The sequence below is a fragment of the Cyanobium sp. ATX 6F1 genome (assembly GCF_024346315.1).
Lineage (GTDB): Bacteria > Cyanobacteriota > Cyanobacteriia > PCC-6307 > Cyanobiaceae > ATX-6F1.
This window is the reverse complement of sequence record NZ_JAGQCS010000004.1, coordinates 239,282-262,132: the sequence shown is the minus strand read 5'-3', so window position 1 is coordinate 262,132 and position 22,851 is coordinate 239,282. Positions and strand designations below refer to the sequence as shown.

At 60.2% G+C, this 22,851-nt stretch carries 2 protein-coding genes; one reads left to right on the top strand and one right to left on the bottom strand.

The window, feature by feature from the left end; translation table 11 throughout:
- Window positions 1-124: 124 nt before the first annotated feature.
- Window positions 125-331, bottom strand: coding sequence for a hypothetical protein (locus KBZ13_RS08090; RefSeq protein ID WP_255008067.1), 207 nt, complete (start codon window positions 329-331; stop codon window positions 125-127).
- Between the two features lie 903 nt (window positions 332-1,234).
- On the opposite strand from KBZ13_RS08090, the gene KBZ13_RS08085 reads away from it, so the two are divergent.
- Window positions 1,235-22,546, top strand: a complete 21,312-nt coding sequence (locus KBZ13_RS08085; protein ID WP_255008234.1) for a hypothetical protein — start codon at window positions 1,235-1,237, stop codon at window positions 22,544-22,546.
- Window positions 22,547-22,851 lie beyond the last annotated feature (305 nt).

The window sequence follows — 22,851 nt, the reverse complement described above, 5'->3', positions numbered from 1 at the left end:
CGAACCGAGAGATTCACGCAGCTACATGGCCATCACCTCCGAGCTGGGCAGCGCTCAACTGCTCGGGTTGCCATCGGAGTTCGAGGTCCAGGCCTTCAACATCGCCGTTGAACTCAACCGTGCCTCAGGAGTAGCCGCCGACGGCAGCACACAAGCCACGGCCCTGGATTGGTCCACGGCTCTCGGTGCCAACAACCCCACCTTCTTTGCCGAGTCGAGCGACCCCAGGCAGCTCACCTACGCCGGTGCCTTCACGCGCATCGCCGGTGAATTGAATCTGAAAGCCTTCGATGTTGTTGAGGTCAATGGCGGCTTCGAACTCACCATTCAAGAGGCGGATGTCAGCTTTGATCCCTCGGCCTCAACACCAGTGATCGATCTGGATAACGCTGAATTGCTGCAACTCAGCATCAGCATCAACGATCCCGATGGCGATGGTGGCCCTGGCAAGGGCTTGCGCGTCGGCGCTGCCGATGGGGTGAATTTCTCGATCGATGAAGGCCGCTTCATCTACACAAGCCTGCAGGCTAATCCAGCCGATCGCTCAACCTTCCCAGCCAAATACTATTCGATTCAAGCTGAAGTCAACGGCGCAGAACTCAATGGACTGGGCGAAGGGATCGACATCACCGCCACCAGCCTGAATGTTCTCAGCAATGGCCTCAGCGGGGTGGCACCTTCGGGCGCGCCGGATGCCTTGGATTGGACCAGCATGGTGGACCTCTCGCCAGCGGATGACACCTTCACAGCCACGGCGATCAGCGGGGCCACAACCGCTGGCCTATCGATCGGCGGTGAACTGGCCATCAACCTCGATGGCTTCGTGCTGGCCAGGGGCGGTTTCTCGTTCGTGGAACAGACCGGGCTGGAGCTCACGGACAGCACAGCCCTCACCAGCACGGCGCTCAGTGACGTAACCCTGCAGACGATCTCCCTGAGCGAGGTGGATCTGTTCGTGGGCACCGGCGGCGCCTGGAACAAGGACAGCGACGGAGTCATTCAGGCCCTCGATCTGAGCAACGCCACGGGCTTCAGCATCGAGAACGCCAACCTGGAGATCGCCACCGTCAGCGAAACGGCTGGCCAGCGACGCCGTTGGATGGGGCTCGCCGCGAGCGTAAGCCAGCTCGATCTGGTGGGCCTGCCCAGCGATCTGCTGGAGTTGCGCTCCCTCAATGTGCTCTACAACAAAACCGATCCCGCCAGCGGCAGCCGGTTGGACTGGTCCAACCTGGTGAGCACCACCGAGGCCGACAACACCGATGGGCATCTGAACGGGTTGGCGGAGGAGATCCAGTCCCTCACCAGCACCACAGACCTCAGTGTCAGCGGTGATGTGGCGCTCAATCTCGAGGGCGCGGTGCTGGCCACGGGCACGATCGGCGTCAGCCTGAAGTCCGGCCTCAGCATCGACGACTGCAACGTCAACGTGGACAACGCCAGCCTGCTGCTGGTGGAACTGTCCGATCTGGATGTGTTCGTCGGCAGCGGTGGCGCCTTCACCCGCGAAGACGCCAGCGATCCCGATTCAGCCGTCACCGGCATCCATACGGATGAGGCCGTTGGCTTCTCAGTCAGCGGCGCCAATCTCGATCTGGCCGTGCTGCAGGAAGTGCCGCCTACCACTGGCGGTGGCACGGCCCGAAGCTGGCTGGGTCTGGCCGGAAGCCTGGAATCGATGGCGCCCGTGGGCCTGCCCGATGGCATCACCATTGAGGTGAACAACCTCAAGGTGCTGTTCAACGGTCCCGACAGTTCGACAGCCCCAGAGCGGATCGATTGGCAGGCCCTGGCCGAGCAGGACGATGATCTCTTCGGTATCGATGACACCGGGCTCGCGGAGCTCAGCAGCGGCACCTCGCTGAGTATCGCTGGTGACCTGCTGGTTTCTGTCGACAACGCCATCACCATCAGCGGCTCGGTCGCACTCGAGCAGCGTGAACTCGCCCTGGATCTGGATGGTGACTTCCAGGCAGAGAGCTATTCCGCCCTCACCCTGGGCGCCAAGAACCTGCAAGCGTTCGTCGGCACGGGGCCAGCCGACAGCGATGACGATCAGCAGGTGGACAGCAACACCGAGCTGGAAGCCAACGGCGCCCTCGGAGTTGCCATTCGCGTCGACGAGTTGGCACTGGCCTTGATTGCTCCGGTGCCCACGGCAGGAGTACCAAGCACCAGGAGCTATTTCTCGCTCAAGGCCAGCGGCAATGCAGCACTGATCGGCGTCGAAGGCATCACCCTCTCGGGTTCCGTGGCCGTGGAGGTCAACCGCGGCCGCGATGGTGCAACCACCATCGATGCCCTGAATTTCAAGGAGCTGTCCGCCGATGCCCTCTCCGAGGGTCTAGACGAGGACCTTGAAGGTCTGGTGGTGACGACAGGCCCGCTGAGCACGGATCGCGTGGTGCTGGGTTTTGACAGCACCGCCCAGGTTCTATCAGTGGCGGGTTCGGTGGACATCGTCATCTCTGAGTTCATCCAGGTTCAGGGCAACTTTGCCTTTGAACAATCGGACGCTCTCCAGGAGGTCGTGCTGGCTGATGCCAGCAGCACAACGCTGGATGTCTCCGTACTCAAGATCGGCGCCAGCGACGTGAAGGTGTTCGTCGGAACCGGTGGCCCCTACTTCCTGGCCAACGATGCGACCTCAGATTCGGCAACCGGTGTTGCCCTCACGATCGATGCGTTCGGCCTCGCCCTGATGCGCACCGAGTCGGGTGCAACGGGACCCAGCGGAAGCTTCTACGCCCTCACGGGAACTGGCGGCGGGGCACTCGTGGGCCTGGAAGACATCCTCACGATGGCCGTCACGGACATGAGCGTGGCCGTGAACGGAGGTTCACTCATTCCGGCTGGCGGAGGACCCGCCACGACCGCGGCGGTTGACTTCAGTGAGACAGATTTTGGCGCGGGCGCAGGCGGCGGCATCGAGATCCCGACCGGGATCGGTGCCTCGATGATCCTTGGCGCTAACCCCAGCTTCAACGGCGAAAGTCTGCGGGCCAGTGGCGACGTGGAGATCTCCATCGGCGGGTTTGTGGAGATCAGCGGCAGTGTGGCGCTGGAGCGCAAGGGCGGAATCACAGCCACCCTCAGCGATGGCTCCACAAAGACCCTGTCGATGCTGAGCTTCGGTGGCTCGGGTCTGGACGCCTTCATCGGCGATCCAGGTGTCGATGGTGACGCAACCGACGACAAGGGGCTGGTCGTCGACGGTGCCAGCTTCGGCCTGGCTCTGTTGACGCCGGACGATGTCGCCGATGCCAGCCGCTACTACGCCTTCGAGGCCAGTATCGATGCCGTGGTCCTCACCGGCTTCGATCCCTTCAACCTCTCGATTACCGACGTGGCCATCTCCGGCAACGGAGGCAGCGATGTGCTCAATCCCCGGCGTGTTGTTGATTTCAGCCAGGGTTACACACAGGGTTCCGGAGCTGCGCAGGACTTTGCCATCAGCACCGGAACGACCCCAGATTCCGTAGTACTCAGCGGCAGTGAGGCCGAGATCAAGGCCAGAGGCACGGTCACGCTGGGCGTGACTGTGGATACGCTCAGCGTGGAACTGAGCGGCAGTGTGGCCGTCCGCATTGGATCGGCCGATCTCATCCTGGCCGATGGCAGCGCAGTCAACGATGCCAACGCGATCGAGGTGGGCATCAGCAATGCGGCCATTGAGATCGACACAGATACAACCGACGCTGCCAACGAACTGATCAGCTATGGCAGCGCTGCCAATGTCAACATCGGTCTTGCCTACTACACCAGCACAGATCCAACCGATGCCCGAAGCTGGCTCGGCTTCAAGGTGGCTGGCGGTGAACTATCCGGCGGCAGCGGAGGCGTATCTGGCGAAATTTCGAACATCTCGGCCAGCTACAACGCAGTCTTTGGCCAAACCACCCCAGATCCGACGGAGGCCGTCAACTTCAGGACGAGCTTCGACGGAGCCCTGCTCGTTGAAACCGGTGGGCTGGATGCAGAGGGTAATCCCACCACCATTGCCCTGGCCATGGGGTCAGGGGGCATCAACCTACAGGCGGATGCCGCCCTCACGATTGACGAATATTTCTACGTCAGTGGAACCTTTGGCCTGGAAAGCAGCACCGGCACAATTGACATCTCCAAGACTGGCGTTGTTCAAGAAGTCGCTGTCAGTATCCGCAGTGTGCAGGTCACCGGGGCCCAGGCCTTTGCCGGCACTGGCGGCCCTTACCGCCAAGGCGATGGCAGCATCAACTACGAGGCCGCTGGCCTTGCCCTGGAGGATGTCAACTTCGTCCTCTATCGCTACACGGAAGTCGGCGGCAGCACACGCAGCTGGGACGTGGTCTACGCCGAAGCCTCAACGGCGGCACTTGTGGGCATCGATGGCCTCACCCTCCGCAGCGATCTGATCCGCATCAAGGTCAACACTGCGGCACTCGATGGGAGCTTCGTTCGGTTCAACGAAGATATCGATTTCGATGGCGATGGCACGAGTGAAACCATCATCAGTTACGTCAGCGTCCTGAAGGAAGTCAGCACCCATGCGGTGCTGGCCATCGATGAATACGTCTACATCGAATCCGTTCTCACCTTCAAAACTGAGAGCGGCGTGGATGTGGTCCTCACCCAGCCGAGCTCAGGTGCTGAAGACACCATGGCCCTGCGGAAGACCATGGCCGTCACGACGGTGACCGCCACAGACGCCAACATCTTCATCGGCACGGGTGGACCGTACTTCCAACCGGATGGATCCAAAGAGGAAGCAGGCGCAGCAGGCATTGTCATAGAAAATCTGGATCTCGAACTGAATTTGTTCAAGTCAGAGGTTGCCAATGACCGATCCAGCTTCTTCGCGCTCGATGCCTCAGCAAGTGATATCAAAGTGGTGGGAGTAGACCCAGCGATCTTTAAGTTTGATGTCGAAAATCTCAAGATTGAAGTCAACAGCGGCAACGACATTCGGGGTCGGGTCATCGACTTCCAGGCCACCAACGCGCTCACAGGAGATCCCGCAGACGATTTCGCCTACGACTTTGACACCAAGCTGATCAGCGTATCGGCCGAAGAACTGACGCTCTCGGTGGGTGGCTTCCTGCAGATCAACGGCTCCTTTGCCATGTCGAAGCAGGACGGACGAACCGTCACCCTCTCGGACATCTCCCAGACCCGAGAGGTGGTGAATCTCGTCACCTTTGGCTTCGACAACCTCAACGTGTTCGCCGGTGAGGGCCGCTACGACTTCAGCAAGCCTGTGGAGGAGCAGACCGACGAGCCATCGGGCCTGCTGATCAGCGGCGGCCAGCTGGCCGTTGCCCTGTTCAATCCGCTGGCTCCAGCCGCAGAAGGCTATTACGCCATCAGTGCCTCCCTGGGAACGGCCGAGCTGGTAGGCATTGATGTGGGTTCAACCGACGCATCACCGCTGAGTGCCTCGGGGTATCAGGTACAGATCAACAGTGGTGTCACCAAGCTTGGGGCAGCCAGCAAGGTGGGGATCGACTTCACCGCCTTCGAGGATCCCTTCACCGTGCAGACCGGTGGTGAGGAGGTGGAGTTCAGCTTCTCCTCCCCCACCGAACGGGTGGCAATTGACCATGCCAGATTGACCATTGGAGACTTCGTCTATGTCTCCGGGAGCTTTGCCTTGGAGCGACGCATCGGTGGCTCGGTGACACTCGGCGCGGGTCTGCAGAATGACGTTCAGCTGAACAACGTGAACACCCTGGTGATCGGAGCCAAGGATGTCGACCTGTTCGTGGGTGACGGTCCTTACTTTGTCGACGCCGACAACGATGGGGTCTACGAAAATGTCAACGATGGTTTGGACGGACGCCCTGAGGCCGTCGGCCTGGCCATCGAGAATGGGATGTTTGCCCTCGTCGTCAGCCGAGAAGTTGCGAACACCGGTGCCTCGCAAACGAAATACACAGCACTGAAGGCCTCCGCCGACTTCGTCGGCTTCGTGGGCATCGACGATTTCCAGCTGTCCGCCTCAGGAGTCAGCATTGACTACAACTCCGTCTCCGGACCTGGCGTTGATGTTGGAGGAACCAGTTCAGCGATCAACTACGCCGACGATCCGCTGGATGTCTTCGGAGACGAAAGTGTCATCTTTGACGTGGCAACGCGGGTCCTTCGTGCATCCGTCGACAATGCCACTCTGCAGATCGGCTCCTATGTCTCGCTCACGGGAGGCTTCGCCTTCGAGAAGGGCGAGGTATTGGAGGATGTGGAGCTCTCCAGAGGTGGCAGCATCGCCACGGCATCGGTCCTGAAGATCGGAGCCAGCGATGTCAGCCTGTTTATCGGTACGGGTGGTCCCTATGCCAGCGACAGCAACGCTGATGGTTCGATCGATCTGGCAACCGAAACCAATGCCAATGCCGTTGGTTTTGCAATCACGGATGTCGATCTTGCCCTTGCCATCCTTCAGGATGCGGACGCGACGCCTGGCACTCCCACCACCAAGTACATCGGCCTGCGGGCCAGCGGCGCCCAGGCCGGCTTGGTGGGTACATCGGATTTCGGTGTCGATTTCGGCACCGGTGCCATCACCATTGAACTGAACATCGCCAGTGGCGGTGGGGCCACAGCCGCCTCCGAGGTGGTGAACTTCGCATCCCTTGGCGATGGGGATGGGTTGGTCGTCAAAACGAGCACAAGCACGGAGCAGGTCCTTGATTTCGAGGAACGCCGGATCCATGTCGGTGCCAATGATGTCCTGGTGAACCTGGGTGGCTTTGCCTATCTCAATGGCAACCTCAGCTTTGATCTTGGCTCGCGAACCTCGGTCATCGTTAATTCCGGAATCCCCAGCAGCGTGTTGTCCGCTATCGAAAGCTCCGGCCTCACATTGAGTGAGGTTGCAGCAACAATCAACGGCTTCCTTCAAGAACTGGAGGAAACCGATCCGCGCACATTGCTGAGAACGAAATTCGTGGACGCCGTTGAGCTTGCACGGACCACCCTGGAAGAAAAAATTGATGAGCTTGTCGAGACAATCAAGGATGAACTGAATGAGCAGATCACCAGCGCGATCAGCTATGCGCAGGATGCATTGGCGCAAAGACTGAAGAGCAACGTCGGCGCTGTATCCACAGGGATCTCTGAAACCATTATTGACGATCTGTTTCAACCTTTGCTCGACGAGATCTCAAGCGGACTACCTCCTGCGATGGCCAGCCTTCTTGGCAAAGTGATTGAGCCGCTCAAAGCCACGCTCACCAAAGCCATCAATTCCTACCTCGGTGGAGCCATCGATGATGCCATCCAGCAGGTGGCCGGCACGCTGTCAACAACAATCACCTCCACAACCGATCGGCTCGCCGCAACCATCAGCGCCAAGATTGATGCTGCACTCATCCCTGTTCTCAACCGCATCCAGCTGAAGCTGGATGGTCTCTACAACCGCTTTGATGCCCAGCTGGCTCCTGTCCTGGATGGTCTGGAAAGCTTCGCTGGCCTTCAATTCTCCGACGACTTCCGCACGGTGTCGGGGATGGACGTGGAAGTCACCAAACTGGGGATCGGCGGCGCCGATCTGTTTGTTGGCCTGCCGGGCGTGGATAGCGATGAGATCGGGGATCTCTTTGCGGGAGACAACCTGGGAGAACGCCTACGCGATCTCGGTGCCATCGGCCTCTACGGCTCCAATGTCAATCTCGCCCTCGGCATCTTCAAGCCCCTGGTCAGCGAGCAGCTGCCCACCTTCACGGCGATGAGCCTACAGATCGATGAAGCCGGCTTCACTGATGGTGGCGCAGGCATCCTCGACTTGGATGTCCAAGACATTGTGGTCAACCTGAACCTCGGAGGCGCTCTGGTTCCTGGGGCGAGCGCTCTGCTCAATAACTCCACGATCAACTTCGTCGCGAGCGCGGAAGCCAATCTGCGGGACGATGGAACCTATGCGGATGGCTGGACAGCAGATGGCTATACCATCGAAACTGCGGTGGATACCGGGGACGACACAGTTGAAACCAGTACCACGCTCGGCTTCGAAAGCGAACTGATCAGCGCCAGTGTGGGTGAAGCCAGAGCCCAGATCGCCAACTTCGTCTACCTCAAAGGCAGTCTCGCCTTTGAAATGGGGCGCACCCAGACCGTCGAACTCACCGGCGGCCTCGCGTCAGGTGCGATCGACGCCGCGATTGATGCGGCAGAAGAACTGGGCTTTGGCGGTGATCTGCTGACCACACTGGCCGCCAACGTGACAGGGCCCAAGACCCTGTCGTTCATGACGATCGGAGGTTCTTTGAATGCCTTCGTGGGCATTGTTGGTGATCCCGATGATTTTATCGATAACTTCGATGGCACCAGAGAGAGTCTCGGCGAAGGATCCGTCGGTCTGCTGATCAACAATCTCGATGTTGGCATGGCCTTCATGAGGCCTGAATTGAAGCTGGATCCCTCGAAGTATTTCGCCCTCAAGGGCAGTGCTTCAGGAATCAGCCTTGAAGGAATTGAGGGTGTCACGGTTGATGCCGACAACCTCCTGATTGAGGTCAACCAATCAACGCCAAGCATTTATGGTGTTCCGATCTTCCCCGTCGTTGACTTTGCCGGCACCGACCAGTTCGCCAGCGAAGAAGATGCCTTGTTTGGCGGCGCCGACCGGGTGATCACCCTCGGGGAACTCAAAGCATTCGTCGGCTCTGCATCGATTGCCTCGCTCAGCAGTGATTCACGCGCAGGCAACACTGTCGTCAATCATGAAGACCTCCTCACCTACCTGGATGGCGATCTCGACGGCATGATCAGTCTGGCTGAAGCAGCCCAGCTGCTGGGTGGCGGCGACAATGGCCTTGATCTTGCCACGGCAATCGATCTCGATGAAGACGGCAAGATTGATCCACTGGGCTATGAAGTGAAGACAGGCACGGGTACGGCACCGGTCTACCTGAGCATGGATTCCGCCCTGGTGCGAGCCCAGGGCATGCTGAACCTGGATGTGCTGGGGATTGTCACCCTCAGGGGCAACTTCGCCTTCGAACTCGGTCCCACCCAGGATGTGACCATCCGGGATGTGAACGGCAATCTGGCTCCAGACCCCGTCAATGTCACCACCATGACGGTGGGCGCCTCCGATGTGTTCGGCTTCATCGGTTGGGATGGGCCCTACTTCAATGACGACGGTTCCATCAATCCCAATGCCAGTGGCCTGGCGCTGAACAACCTCAATGTGGGCCTCTTCGTTGGAGTGTCCACGGATCTGAGCAATCCAGCGGCCTATGCAGCGCTTGACTTCTCGCTTGATTCACTGCAGACCGTCGGCGCGCTCAAGCCGATCATTGATTTGGATGTCTATCTCTCCGCCAAGATCAATCTAGGCGTGGGCGTCAACGGGAGTGGTGCCAGCGTCGGCGCGATTGATTTCAAAGAGAGCGCGCGTAATTACTACGAAAACAACAACGACACCTACGGCGACTACTGGTCTGAGCAAGGATTCCTGGTCAACACAGGCAACCCCGATTCGCCCATCGTTCTTGGCTTCGAGGAGTTCCAGATCGATGTGGAGATGGTGGGTTCGCTCACCGTCAAGGCCGGTTCCACCAAGCTGGCCGAAATGCAGGGGGTCTTCTTCCTGGAAGTTGATAACGAAGGCTTTGCCCTTTTCGCCAGCGTGGATGTGCGCGTAGGCCCAGACATCGGCAAGAGCAGCAGCCCCCTTGTAGCCATCAGCGCCCTGGGCGCTGTTGTGATCAACAACCAGGGCTTTGCGGCAGACCTCGATATCGATATCGGTCTGAATCTATCGGTGATCGATCTGGATGTTTCCGCCAGACTGCTGATCAACACAACAGGCGTAACCCAGACAATTACACTGCCTGACACCATCATCAGCAGGCTTGAGGCCAATGAGGATGCCGGCAACATCCTTGCGGGCAACCTGCTCGATCGCCTGGGTGGAAGCAACAACAATCAATACAGTATCGATGGACGCAAGCCCATCATCGTGGGTAGTGACGGCATACCGAAAACCAGCACCATCAGCAAGCTGCTCAACGGTGGTGTTCTCAGCGCATCGGAATATGCCCGGACGCCCTCTCCCTATATCACTGCCGTACTTTCCGGTAGCGTGACCTTTGCCGGCTTTGCCGAGGCGCAGATCACGGGAGGGATTGGGATTGATGCCAACAGCGTTGAGCTATTTGCCGATCTGAGCTTCTCTATCGGCACGCAAGGTATCTCGCTTGATTTCGAAGCCAAGGGTGCCATCTCCATCGATCGCTCCGGCATTGCCCTGACCGCAGCCGTGACGCTCAAAGCTGACGTCACATCAATGCTCAGTCTTGAGGCAGCAGGCTCCTTACTGATCAATACGAAAGGCCCTGTTGATATCTTCAAGCTCAGCATGAAAGGAGATCTCACCATTGCCAAGGTGGTCTCCATTGGTGGTGACTTCAACATTGAAATCGGCGCAGGCGGGGAAGGCACCTGGCGGATCGGGGCCAATCTCTACGGCAACCTCGGTCCGATCAACATCACGGCCGGTGGCTGGATTCAATCCGATGGTCAGTTCAGCATTTCCGTGAGTGGAGGGCTGTACTTCGGCATCCCGGGCTTCTCGATTTCAGGCCAGGTGTTCGGCTCCGTCTCCCTGATCAAGAGTGGCACCAACTATCTCTATTCTGAAGACGATACCTACACGCTCTCCGTCCAGGTTGGAGGACGGGTCAGGCTGGAGATCGTCGGCATCGGCATCGGCGCCTCCGTCACCCTCGGCGGCACTGCAGTCTTTGGCCCGTCCTCGACAACGCTGAGCCTCTACGCGCGGGGTTGTGTTGATCTGTTCTTTGATGAAGTCTGCGGGGGCGGCACCATTGCCAGCATCAGCATTCCTGGAAGCATCTTCCCCACCCCGCCGCCCAGGTTGGCCAAGGTGGAAGGTGGCGTCCTCAATCTCAACGCTGGCGCGCGCAGCACCCAACGTACGGTTGTTAAAAGCGAGATCAACGAGGGCTACCAACTCACTGACCTGGGGGGTGGCCGAGTACTCGTTCAGGCCTTCGGCTACACGGAGTACTACAACGGAGTTTCCAGTGTTGCTGCTGACTTTGGATCCGGAAATGACAGCCTGATCCTGACCCAGGGATTTGGATTGGCGGTCAACGCAAGAGGGGGTGCCGGCAACGATGTGCTGGCCTCCGCCGGCAGCGCTCGTGTCGACTTCGATGGTGAGGGAGACAATGACATCCTCTTCGGGGGCTCGGGAAATGACACCCTGCGTGGCGGATCCGGCAATGATTACCTCGAAGGTGGCGCCGGTGCCGATCGGATCGAAGCCGGCGCAGACAATGACGCTATCTTCGGCGTCATCAACGATCTTCTCGGCGATTCGATCGATGCTGGGGCGGGAACTGACAAGCTCGAAGTCAAGGGAACATCGCGATCCGATCTTCTGCGCTTTGCCGGAAATGGCACCACATTGGAGATCTACAACATCCCAACCGGGCCGCAAAGCAACATGGCAACGGCATCGGGCCTGGAATCCCTGCTCATCGTTCCCGCCGACGGTGCCGACACGGTCCTTCTCGAAGACAGCGTACGAAGTGCCGTCGGCAGATTCGAGGTCAATCTGCGCGAAGACAGTAACAAACAGCTCGCTGACACCGTAAACCTGATCCAGTCAGCCTTCGCCGATCGCGTTGATGTCAATGCCAGCGTTTCTCTGGAGCCCTCCACTGTCCGGCGCCTGACGGATTTCCCTGCTCTAGCCAGCACCAACTTTGTGGACACCACCTCGGCAACCTGGGGGCTGGCGAACGGACCCACAACCAGCCTCTCGATCTCCGGGCAAGGAAGCAACGACGAATTCGTGGTCAGAGGTGGGGATGGCAATGATGTCTTCAACATCAACGCCATCAACATCAATACCCGTATCGAGGGCCAAGCCGATGCGGACACCTTCACAGTGGGCAGCAATGCATCGACGACCAACAGCAATGGGGCGCTGACAGGCATCAAGGCCAACCTGGCCGTTGATGGTGGCAGTCAGCCAGTCGACCTCCTCACGATTGACAAGAGCGGTGACAGCACCAACAACCTCGGCACGATCGCCAGCACGGGTTCTGCCGCAGGTCTCAGCGGCTTCGGCATCGCCGGCGGCAGGCAGATCAGCTTCGCCGCCCTTGGCCAGGTGAACCTCAACCTGGGCAGCGGCGCTGACGACCTCACGATCCAAGGCAGCCATGCCTCGGTGCAGCAGATCAGCATCGATGGCCGTGCGGGCGCCGATCAGTTCAACGTCCGGGCCATCGCCGCCGCCGTCACGATCCAGGGCGGAGAGGGCGTCGATCGCTTCAACGTAGGCAGCAACGCCACCACAAGCACGAACAGCGGAGGCACTTTGAATGCCATCGCCGCCCTGCTCACCCTCCAGGGGGGCGGCGGCACAGGCGAGCGCGACTCACTGCTGGTGGATGAAACCGGAGATGCCACCGCTAACAGCGGTGCGCTCAGCCGCGACAGCATCACTGGACTAGGCATGGGTGGCTCGATCACCTACCTGACCCTCGAAGATCTCACCCTCTCTCTGGGCAGCGGCGGCAACACCTTCACGGTTCAGAGCACCCACTCCGGCACTCCGCGCAAAACCACCTCTCTCTCCAGCGGCAGCACTGGCGATCAGGTCACCATCGTTGACGCTGCTGACGATCTCACCGTCTTCGGCCAGCAGGGTGCCGACACCATCAACCTCCAGGGTGCCGACAGCGGCAGTTCGGTCGTGGTCAACGGAGACGCCGACAACGACACGGTGAACCTTGCGGCCAGCCTTGATCTCACCGCTGGAACGGTCACCGTCAACACCGGCGACGGTGAAGACACCACCAACATCCGCGGCATCGGTGGCACCACCACGGTGAACGCCGGGGCCAACGACGACATCATCAATGTGTTCGCCACCGGCACCGGCGGGACCGGCACAGCGACCCAGCTCACCCTCAGGGGCGATCAGGGTGCCGATGTGGTCAACATCCAGACCCTCAACGACGTCACCCTCGTGCAGGCGGGCAATGATTCGGACACCATCAACGTGGGCAACCAGGCCGCAGGCACCCTCGCCAGCCGCAGCGCGAACGGAGGCGGCAACGTGCAGGGAATCCGGGCCAATCTCACGATCAACGGCGATCTGCCCACCAGCGGCAGCGACCATCTCAACGTGGACAACACCGGTGATAGCGCCGATCGCAGCGGCACCCTCACCTCCACCACGCTCTCAGGCCTCGACATGGGGGGAACGATCACCTACGGAACCATCGAGCACCTGCTGATCAGCCTCGGCAGCGGCAGCGACACGTTCACCATTGAAAGCACCCACAAAACCAGCGATCCTGCGGCGCTCGCCATCGGCTTCCAGAAGGACACCACCCTGCGCAGCGGCGGCGGTGACGACCAGGTGGTGATCAACAGCGCTGACGACCTCCTCGTGGTGGAAGGCCAGGCCGACAACGACACGATCACGGTCAACGGCACCAACAACGGCAGCAACAGCACCTTGCGCGGTGATGGCGGCAATGACACGTTCAACATCCGCGCCATGAACGGAACGGTGCTGGCGGAAGGAGGCACCGGAAGCGATACCACCAATGTGGGAAACCTGGCCCCTGCGCGGCCAACTGCCGATGGCGCCACTGCGCCCACGGGCGTCATCACAGCCATCAATGGCTTGCTCACCGTTGATGGGGGCAACGACGATGCCTCCAGCGATCAACTCAATGTCGACGACTCCGCCGCCGCTAATGCCAAGTCAGCAATCCTGGATCAAATCGACACCAGCAGATTCAGCCTGAGGGGCATGGAGCTGGAGCAGGGCATCAACTACCTCAATCTCGAGACGTTCAACCTCTGGATGGGTGCCGCTGGGGATCACCTGCTCGTCAATGCCACCCACGGCACGACCACCAACGTCTTCAGCGCCGCAGGAGCGGATCAGATCCAGATCAACGACGCCGATGGCCAACTGACGATCTACGCCGAAGCCGGCGACGACGTCATCGGTGTGCGCGGAACTGGCTTGGGCAGCACGGTCACGATCTACGGCCAGGCCGGCAGTGATCAGATTCACATCAGCGATTACGGCAAAACCGATAACAACAAGCTGGATCTTGCCACTGCCACCCTGCTGCCCGCTGCCTATCCAGGCGGTCTGCAGGGGCCAGGCATCGGTGGCATCGCCACCCCGGTGGCCTCCAGGATCGGCCAGGTGGATGGGGTGCAGGGCTTGGTGGTGATCGATGGTGGAGCCGCCGCGAACGAGAGCGACGTGCTCTTGATCGACGATTCCGGCAACACCACCGCCAAAGCCGCCACCCTCACCAGCAACAGCCTGCGCGGCCTGGGCCTCGGCGCAGGACTTGACTACACCCATCTCGAAAGCCTCAAGCTCTCGATGGGCACCGGGGCCGATGTGCTGTTGATCGACAGCACCCACCAAGCCAGCACTGAGGTGTTTGGCGGCGATGGCACAGAAGCCACCAACCGCCGGGATGACACGATCGCGATCAACACAATCGGCGGTCTCACCACCATCCACGGCCAGGCCGGCAACGACGTGGTGGAAGTCAATGTGCAGGGGGATCCGAGCGGAGGCATCTTCACGCGCACCAACAGCAATGGCCTGGCGGCCCTGCTCAATCTGCACGGTGAATCGGGTTCCGACCTCACCACCGTGAACCTGGCCGGCACGGGCAGCGCCCTGGTGAATGTGTTTGACAACGGCGCACCCGACAGCGGCGTCGACGCGCTGATCATCAACGGCACCGAAGAGGCCGACACCTTCCTGGGGCGCCAGAACTTCGTGGCCCTCCTCAATGGCTTGACCAGCCAGGGCTTCACCAACGCCGAACGGGTCAACTACGACAAGAACATCAACGCCCGCCTACGGATCAATGGCCTGGGCGGTGACGACAAGATCGTGATGGATGACAACAGCTCGATCACCACCCTCGATGGCGGCGAAGGAGCAGACACCTTCCAGATCGGCCAGATCTTCGGCACCCTTAGGGATGCCAGGGCCGGGGTTCAACCGGGAGACAGTTTTGATGTCACCCCCGTGATCATCGGTCTGATCCGCGATCCCGAAACAAACGAGATCATCTTCAATCCCGTCGGCTTTGACCCCGTCACCGACGTGCTATCTGCAGAAACGAGGCAGAAAATCATTGACGCCATTGCGGCCAGTGGAGATCAACCCCTACAAGGCATCGCCTACGTCAGCAGGGGTGTCAGCTATGCCACCACCATCTTTGGCGGAGACGGCAACGACACCTTCAACGTCTATCGCAATGAAGGCACTCTTCGCATGGAGGGTGAAGACGACAACGACACCTTTGTGATTCGTGCCTTCGTTACCATCGATACAACGGACAAGCAAGGCGAGAGCGAAGTCAAGGGCGGTGATGGCGAAGACTCCATCACCTATGCCATTAATGCCCCCGTGAACATTGATGGCGGAGCGGGCTTCGATACCGTCGTCGTGCTTGGCACCCCCTTCAATGACAGCTTTGTTGTCACCCGCGATGGCATCTTCGGTGCCGGCCTCAATGTGCGCTTCGAGAACATTGAGCAAGCTGAGCTCGATGCCCTCGAGGGCGATGACAAGATCTTCATCCTCAGCACCAATGAAGATGTGGTCACCAAGATCATCGGCGGCCTGGGTAGCGATCAGATTCAGGTCATGGGCGATGTGACCGCCCCAATCGTGAGTGCCGAACTTCAGGCGATTTCGGGCCTGATCACCCACACCTTCAGCAGCACGGATTCCAGCTACGCCACCGTGGGCGCCCCCGGCGTAGACACCCTGGTGAGCACCCCCTCCACCGGGGCTCTGGTGTCAATCGAGCAGGCCACCCAACCGCTGCTGGTGAGCGAAGCCGGCCTGCTCTCCGGCTACAGCATCCGCCTGCTGGAGAAGCCCAAGGCCGGGGAACCCGTCTATCTCACGGTGTCCGCAGGCCCCACCAGCACAGCCGATCAGGCCATTGGTGGCCGCAGCCTCCTGCTGCGCCGCAAGGGTGTGGGCACATTCACCAGCGCCCTTGTGCTCAGCTTCGATGACGACAACTGGAATCAGGCCGTCGAGCTTGAAATCCAGGCCGAAAACGACAGCGCCCCTGAAGGCGAGCGCATTGCCCTGATCAGCCACAGCATCATCAGCCTGGATCAGCGCTTTGACGGCCTGGCTCTCAAGGACGTCTACATCAAAATCATCGACAACGACAAGGCCGGGCTCGACATTCGCCCGCTCGATGCCGACCACTCCGGCTTCAGCGGCACCACCACCGAGGTGCTGGAAGGAGCCAATGGATTCACGGATCAATACTCCGTCAGCCTCACCGCAGCCCCGAAAGTTGGAGAAACCGTCACGGTGACCCTGAACAACGGCATCTTCACGTCAACGAACACCAACACCCTGATCTTCACAAGCGCTGACTGGGATACGGCCCAGACCGTCACGGTCTCAGGCGTGGAGAACAGTAAGCAGGATGGCAAGAAAGCCACCAAGATCAAGCACACCCTCTCCTCAGTGACGGGAGATGGCAGTGACGCTGGCAACTACGCCAACATCGCCGCCTCCTTTGATCTCGATGTCACGGTCTACGACGACGACGTGGCTCAGCTCATCGTTCAGGAAAGCGACGGCTTCACCGCCGTCAACACAGGCACGAATGGTGGTGATGCCTACCGGGTACGGCTCACCAAGCTGCCTACGCAGACCGTGAATCTAAAGGTGGAGACCGATACCACCACGATCATCCAAGGCGCAGTTGCAGACCCCTACAGCACAACGATCAGCTTTGACTCCAGCACCTACAAGCAGTGGAGCATGGTCGGCATTAACGCCAATCCCACACTCTCGCTATCGGCGGAAGCGCGCAGCCTCAAGAAATTTGCCACCCGTGACCAAAATCTCGACCAGATTCAGGGCGCCTTGGTCATCGAGGGTGGTCGATCGGACATCGACCGCAGCTTCGCCGCGCCAGTTCTGCTCCCGGGAGAAACAAATGTTCCAAGCAAAGTCGAGCTGCTCAACACCAATGAATGGGATGACATCGATTCACTCACCATCTTCCACACCGACAACAGCGATGCTGATACCGGCAAGCTGAGCTACCGCACCCAGACTGATCAATCACAGAACCTCTCCAACCCTGGGCTCGCCTTGACAGGCCTGGGGATGGGAGACGACATCCGGGTGAATGAAGGCACGGATGAAAATCCAGTTTGGCGTTACTACGGCGGCGGCATCACATTCAACGGCTTTGAAACCACCGACATCCTTCTCGGCAAGGGGAATGAAACCCTGATCGTGGAGACCACGGCTGATCGGGACGAGGCCACTCGCGATGAAGTCAACACCGATTTGTTGAACGATCCACGCTCGATCATGGCGATCCATGGCGGCGGTGGCGACGACACCATCACCATCAACGACCGCGGTGAAGGTGCACTGATTGTCTATGGAGACAGCTCCCAAGATCGCCTGCGCTACAACAATTCCACGGGTGCGGCGTCTGCCAGTGGCACCAGCTTCAACAACCCAGGTAACGACCGGATCGATGCCTCAGCCATGCAAGCCAAGGCTGATGGCTACGTGGGGCTCGTAATCGATGGTGGCGAAGGCAACGACAACATCAAAGGCAGCCAGGGAGCCGACCAACTCACGGGCAATTCCGGTGACGATGGGGTGGACGGCCAAGCCGGCGACGACCACATCTATGGCGATGCTGCCTTCAATCTGAACCTGAGACTGTTCGCCGAAGATCAACAACCCAACCGCAAAGTCCAAAACTATGGGCTCAGCAATGATGCGGCCATGTTCACGGTGCTCACCAGCCCAGAGCCTGGTTCTGACAACCTCTTGGGCGGAGATGGCCAAGACGTGATCCTGGCCGACCAGGGCATCCTCACCCTGGCGGCGGGCGTCCGCCGCATCAATACCACCGCGGAGGTGGAGCGCATCGAAACCAGCGTGGAAGGCAAAGGTGGCAGCGACACCATCAATGGCGGCGGTGGTGACGACATCGCCCTGGGGGGCTTTGGCGCCGACACGATTGCGCTCGGAGCTGGCAATGACATCGCCCTCGGCGACAACGGCGAGCTGATCTACGACCTGGCCAACCAACAGGATCCGGCCACACTCAAAGCCGTGCGCACGACATATGTGTACAAGGGTGGCGACGATGTCATCACTGGCAACGCCGGCGATGACATCTTGATCGGCGGATTCGGCAACGACCAGCTGTTCGGCGGCAATGGTTCAGCCGGCGCTGCGCTTAGCGGCAGCTTCATCGATGCAGACCTGTTGATTGGCGACAACGCTGAACTTCTCGACGTTCAGACGCTGTCAACCCTGCGGGCCGCGTCAATCACAACCACCGACGTTGCAAACGAGACCGGCGGTGACGACATCATCGAAGGCAACGAAGATGACGACATCATCCTTGGCGGCGTTGGTCATGATGTGATCGACGGCAACGCCGGTCGCGACCACATCCTGGGCGACCAAGGTGTGCTCACCAGCCGCGCGGCGGGCGTGAGCACCAACCCACGCTTCCGCAGCCTGGCGGGCAGCCAGCTCTACGAAACAACGGGCCCATCAGCTGGTCAGTCCGTGCTGACGCTGACCGAGTATTCCGGTCCGAGCGGCGACGTTCCGAAGTGGAGCAACTGGACCACGACGATTGGTGATGGCCAAGGTGGCCTGTTCGGCAACGACTACATCGCCGGCGGCGCCGGCAACGACCAGATCTTCGGCCAGAGCGGCGACGACAGGATCCAGGGCGACGGCTCCATCGCCAGCCGGGTGGCGGGCAGCGGAGTCGACTACCAGCGCGATGCAGCGGGCCTTGTCTCAGTCAACGTGGCGTCGTTCGAGGCTGCCAGCGACGGTGATGACTACATCGAAGGCAATGCCGGCAACGATCTGATCTACGGCAACCTCGGCCAAGACGACATCATCGGCGGGAGTTCCAACCTGTTCGGTCTGAGCGCGAGCAGCCAGCGCACCGACGGCGCCGACCGCCTCTTTGGCGGTGCCGGCACCGACACAGCCCGCAATGACCTCGGCGACCACACCGTTAACAACGGTCACGCCCTCGATGCCGACGCCATCGTCGGCGACAACGGAACCATCTTCCGAATCGTCGGTGCCGGCGGCACGGCCAACGCCGCACAGACGCTCAACTTCAACTACGACGACTACAACTCAGCTACCGGTTCGGCCAACAAAATCGTCGTGCGCTCGATCCAGCTGCTCGACTACACGCCAGGCGGCTCAGATTTCAATGCAGAAACATCCAATGACCTCGGTGCGGCCGACGAACTGCATGGCGAATCCGGTGACGACTTCCTCTATGCCGGCAAGGGCAACGATGTGATCTTCGGCGAAGGCCAGGATGATGACATCGTTGGCGGCTACGGCAACGACTGGATCAGCGGCGGCACGGGCGACGACGGCGTGATCGGTGACGACGGGCGCCTCTTCACCAGCCGCAACGGCAAACCTGAGCCCTTGAATGGGGTGATGGTGGCGGTGACACCAGCCGTGATCGCTACCGGCGGCAACATGCAGCAGGCAACGATCAACATTGCCGGCCAACTCAAGAAGGCCGTCGACCTGAGCCCGTTCAGTCAGGACCCAAACTGGAAGGCAACGGCTGATGAATTCGCGCTACCAAACGCCGGTGGCGTGGGCCAATCACGGCACACCAGCGACGACATCATCTTCGGTGGCTGGGGCAATGATTTTCTGCACGGCGGTTCGGGCGATGACGCCATCAGTGGCGCGGAAGCACTGCAGCTGGCCTGGACCCAGCTCTACGGCATGGATGGCAAGACGGTGGGCGCACCGATCCGCATCGACTACGAACGCCCCTTCAACCCCGGTGATGCGCTTTCGTTTAACCCCAGCGACCTCAACGGCACGAAGGCCAGTGCCCTGCGGGCGGGCGAATTCGCTCTCTACGACGAGTACAACCCCTTGGCGAAGATTTCAGTCAATGGCGGCGAGTTCTTCCTGAACTTCGCCGCCAATGAGGGACCGAAGTCGACCCTGGATGCAGCCCGCCAAACCGATGGCGACGACAAGATCTTTGGCGATCTGGGCAACGATTGGCTGATCGGTGGCAGTGGTCGCGACAATCTCTACGGAGGCTGGGGCAACGACCTGCTCAATGTCGACGACGACCTGGCCACAATTACACCCGACACCAGCGCGAGTTACGAAGACCGTGCCTTCGGCGGCGCTGGCCGCGATGTGATGATCGCTAACACCGGTGGCGATCGACTGATCGACTGGACGGGGGAATACAACAGCTACCTGGTGCCGTTCTCGCCCTATGGGGCCGCCACGATCAGCCGCAGCCTGCAGCCGAGACTGATTGACTTCCTGTACGCGCTCTCACGCAGTGACGGCGCAGACTTCACCCGCGCCACCGACAACCCCGGCGGCGACCCAGCTCGCAACGGCGAACCCTGGGGCGAACTGGGTCTGGTGCTGCAGAAGGATGCTGCCTGGGGCGACCAGCACGGTGGGCCCGCCGATCCGCAGCCAGGCAACAGCGGCGGTGCGCGCGACGTGCTGCGCACGGCCAACTTCAACAGCACGGCCTCACAGGGCTTCACGCCTCAAGTCGGTACCTTCGCGGTCGTGAACAACCGCTACGAGGTGGCACCCGCCACAGCTTTTGGCGATGCCATCAGCCTGTTCAACCAGTCTGATGTCGAGATTCCGGGCGTCTTTGAGATGCAGGCAACCATCAATGCACTCAAGCCCACGGGCGGCAACAAGGCCAATGCCTACTTGATCTTTGACTGGCAGAGCAACGACAACTTCAAGTTCGCCGGCATCAACATCTCAACCAACAAGCTCGAAATCGGGCATTACTCAGCGGGCACCTGGTTCGTAGACAACCAGACCAATGCCCAATTGAAGGCAGGCACTGACTACGTGGTGCTGCTGTCCGTCAGCGGCACGGCCGTCAAGCTCACACAGGGCATCACCTCGGTCAGCTACACCTTTGCCGCCCGCATCGATTCGTTCGGCCTGCGGCACAGCATCAACGACGGCGTGGTTGGCATCGCCTCGACGGGTGGCACCAAGGCACAGATCGATGACGTCGTCGTGCAGTCGCCGCCGAAGACGATCACACTCGATAAGACTGTCGACTTCAGCAGCACCAGCCCAGCCAGCCAACTGTTCACCCAGCCCAAGAACACCACCGGAGCCTGGGCCACAAGCAGCGGGCGCTTCAACGGCACGGCCGCTAGCGCCGCTGCGCCGGCCGTCAACCTGATCGGTACCTTGATCACTCCGGGGTCGCTGCTGGACATCACCACGACCTTGAAGACAGGCGGCCAGGGTGGAATCGTCTTCGATTACCACGGACCGACGTACTACAAGTTCGTCACCCTCTCCGCAGACACCAATCAGCTCCTGATCGGCTACGTCAAGAACGGAACCACGGTCATCGTCCGCAGCGTCTCCATCTCGGTTTCGGCAAGCAAGGATTACAACCTCGGTGTCTCCCTACGGGGCAACGTGGTCAATGCGTCGATCAATGGCGCCGTGGTGGCGAGCACAATCTTCAACGAAACGCTCACTGACGGCGGCTATGGCCTGATCAGCCTCAAAGGCGCGACGTCCGCTCAGACCTCATTCGACCTGGTTCGCCTCAAAACTGACGATGCCGCCTATGGCCAACCCGCGGCGGGCCTGGTGGCGGCCAGCGCCGCACCGGCATCCGTGGCCACCGCCACGGCCCGCCTTACGCAGCCAACGCAGGCGGACCTTGATGGTCTCGTGGCCGAAGCCAAGCGGCGCATCGCGCTGATGGGGCTCGATGCGGCTGCCTTGGCACGCCTAGAGACGGTGACCGTGCAACTGGATGACCTGGAGGGCCTCTCGCTCGGAGCCGAACAGGGCAATGTCATCAAGATTGACTGGAACGCCGCCGGATTTGGTTGGTTCGTCGACGCCACTCCCACCAACGACCAGGAGTTCCGTTTCATCGACGGCATTCTCCAGGCAACGTCAGGCGCCGCCACGGGTCACATGGATCTGCTCAGCGTCATCAGCCATGAACTTGGCCACTACGCGGGGCTGGAGCATGCCGAGTCGGGCTTCATGGCCATGTCTCTCGAAGCCGGCGTCAGAACGGTCATGGGCTCTCCTGTGCTGGCTCCAGGACCCGGCACAAGCTCCGCCTTGACTCCATCGCCAACCATGGATCAATCGGTGAGTCGTGCGGTCGCTGGAGCCGAATGGTCGATGACACTTGCTCCACCCCCAAAAAAGGGATCAAGCTTGGAGATCGGGCCCTGGGTTGCACCGGCAGTCCCACTGAAAGGATCGCCCGCGAGCGCCATTGATACGGCGATCCAGCCCCTGAACATCCCGATCCAACCTCTCGACAGCAAGCCTGCAGCGGAGGCCCTCTCTGGCATCCCAAGGAAACGCTCGAGCAGCAACTCCAGTGGATTGTTCGAGATCCTCTCAAAAGGAGCGGGAGCGCTCCAAAAGGCCAAGCAAGCCCTCAACAAAATGCTGACTGATTAGAAATTTTTACGCATCCTTGCGGGGACCTGTGCACTTCAATCAAACCAACTTCCCCAAACGGGTTACCAGCTCTTGTCGCGTTAGACGCGGCACGATCGCGCCCAAATCAGTTACCCTTGGCAATTAAATCCAGACTCCTATATCGCTGTCAGCCAAGCAGCTTTCCTATCCGTCAGCGAGACAAGCCTGAGCCCAGAAACTCCGTACACTCCTCCCATGCAGCGGATGCTTGAGCACAGCTTGATGGCCGCATGCATCATGCCCGACTTCAACTCTGCTCGCTCATCAAGGTCAGGTCAGACAAC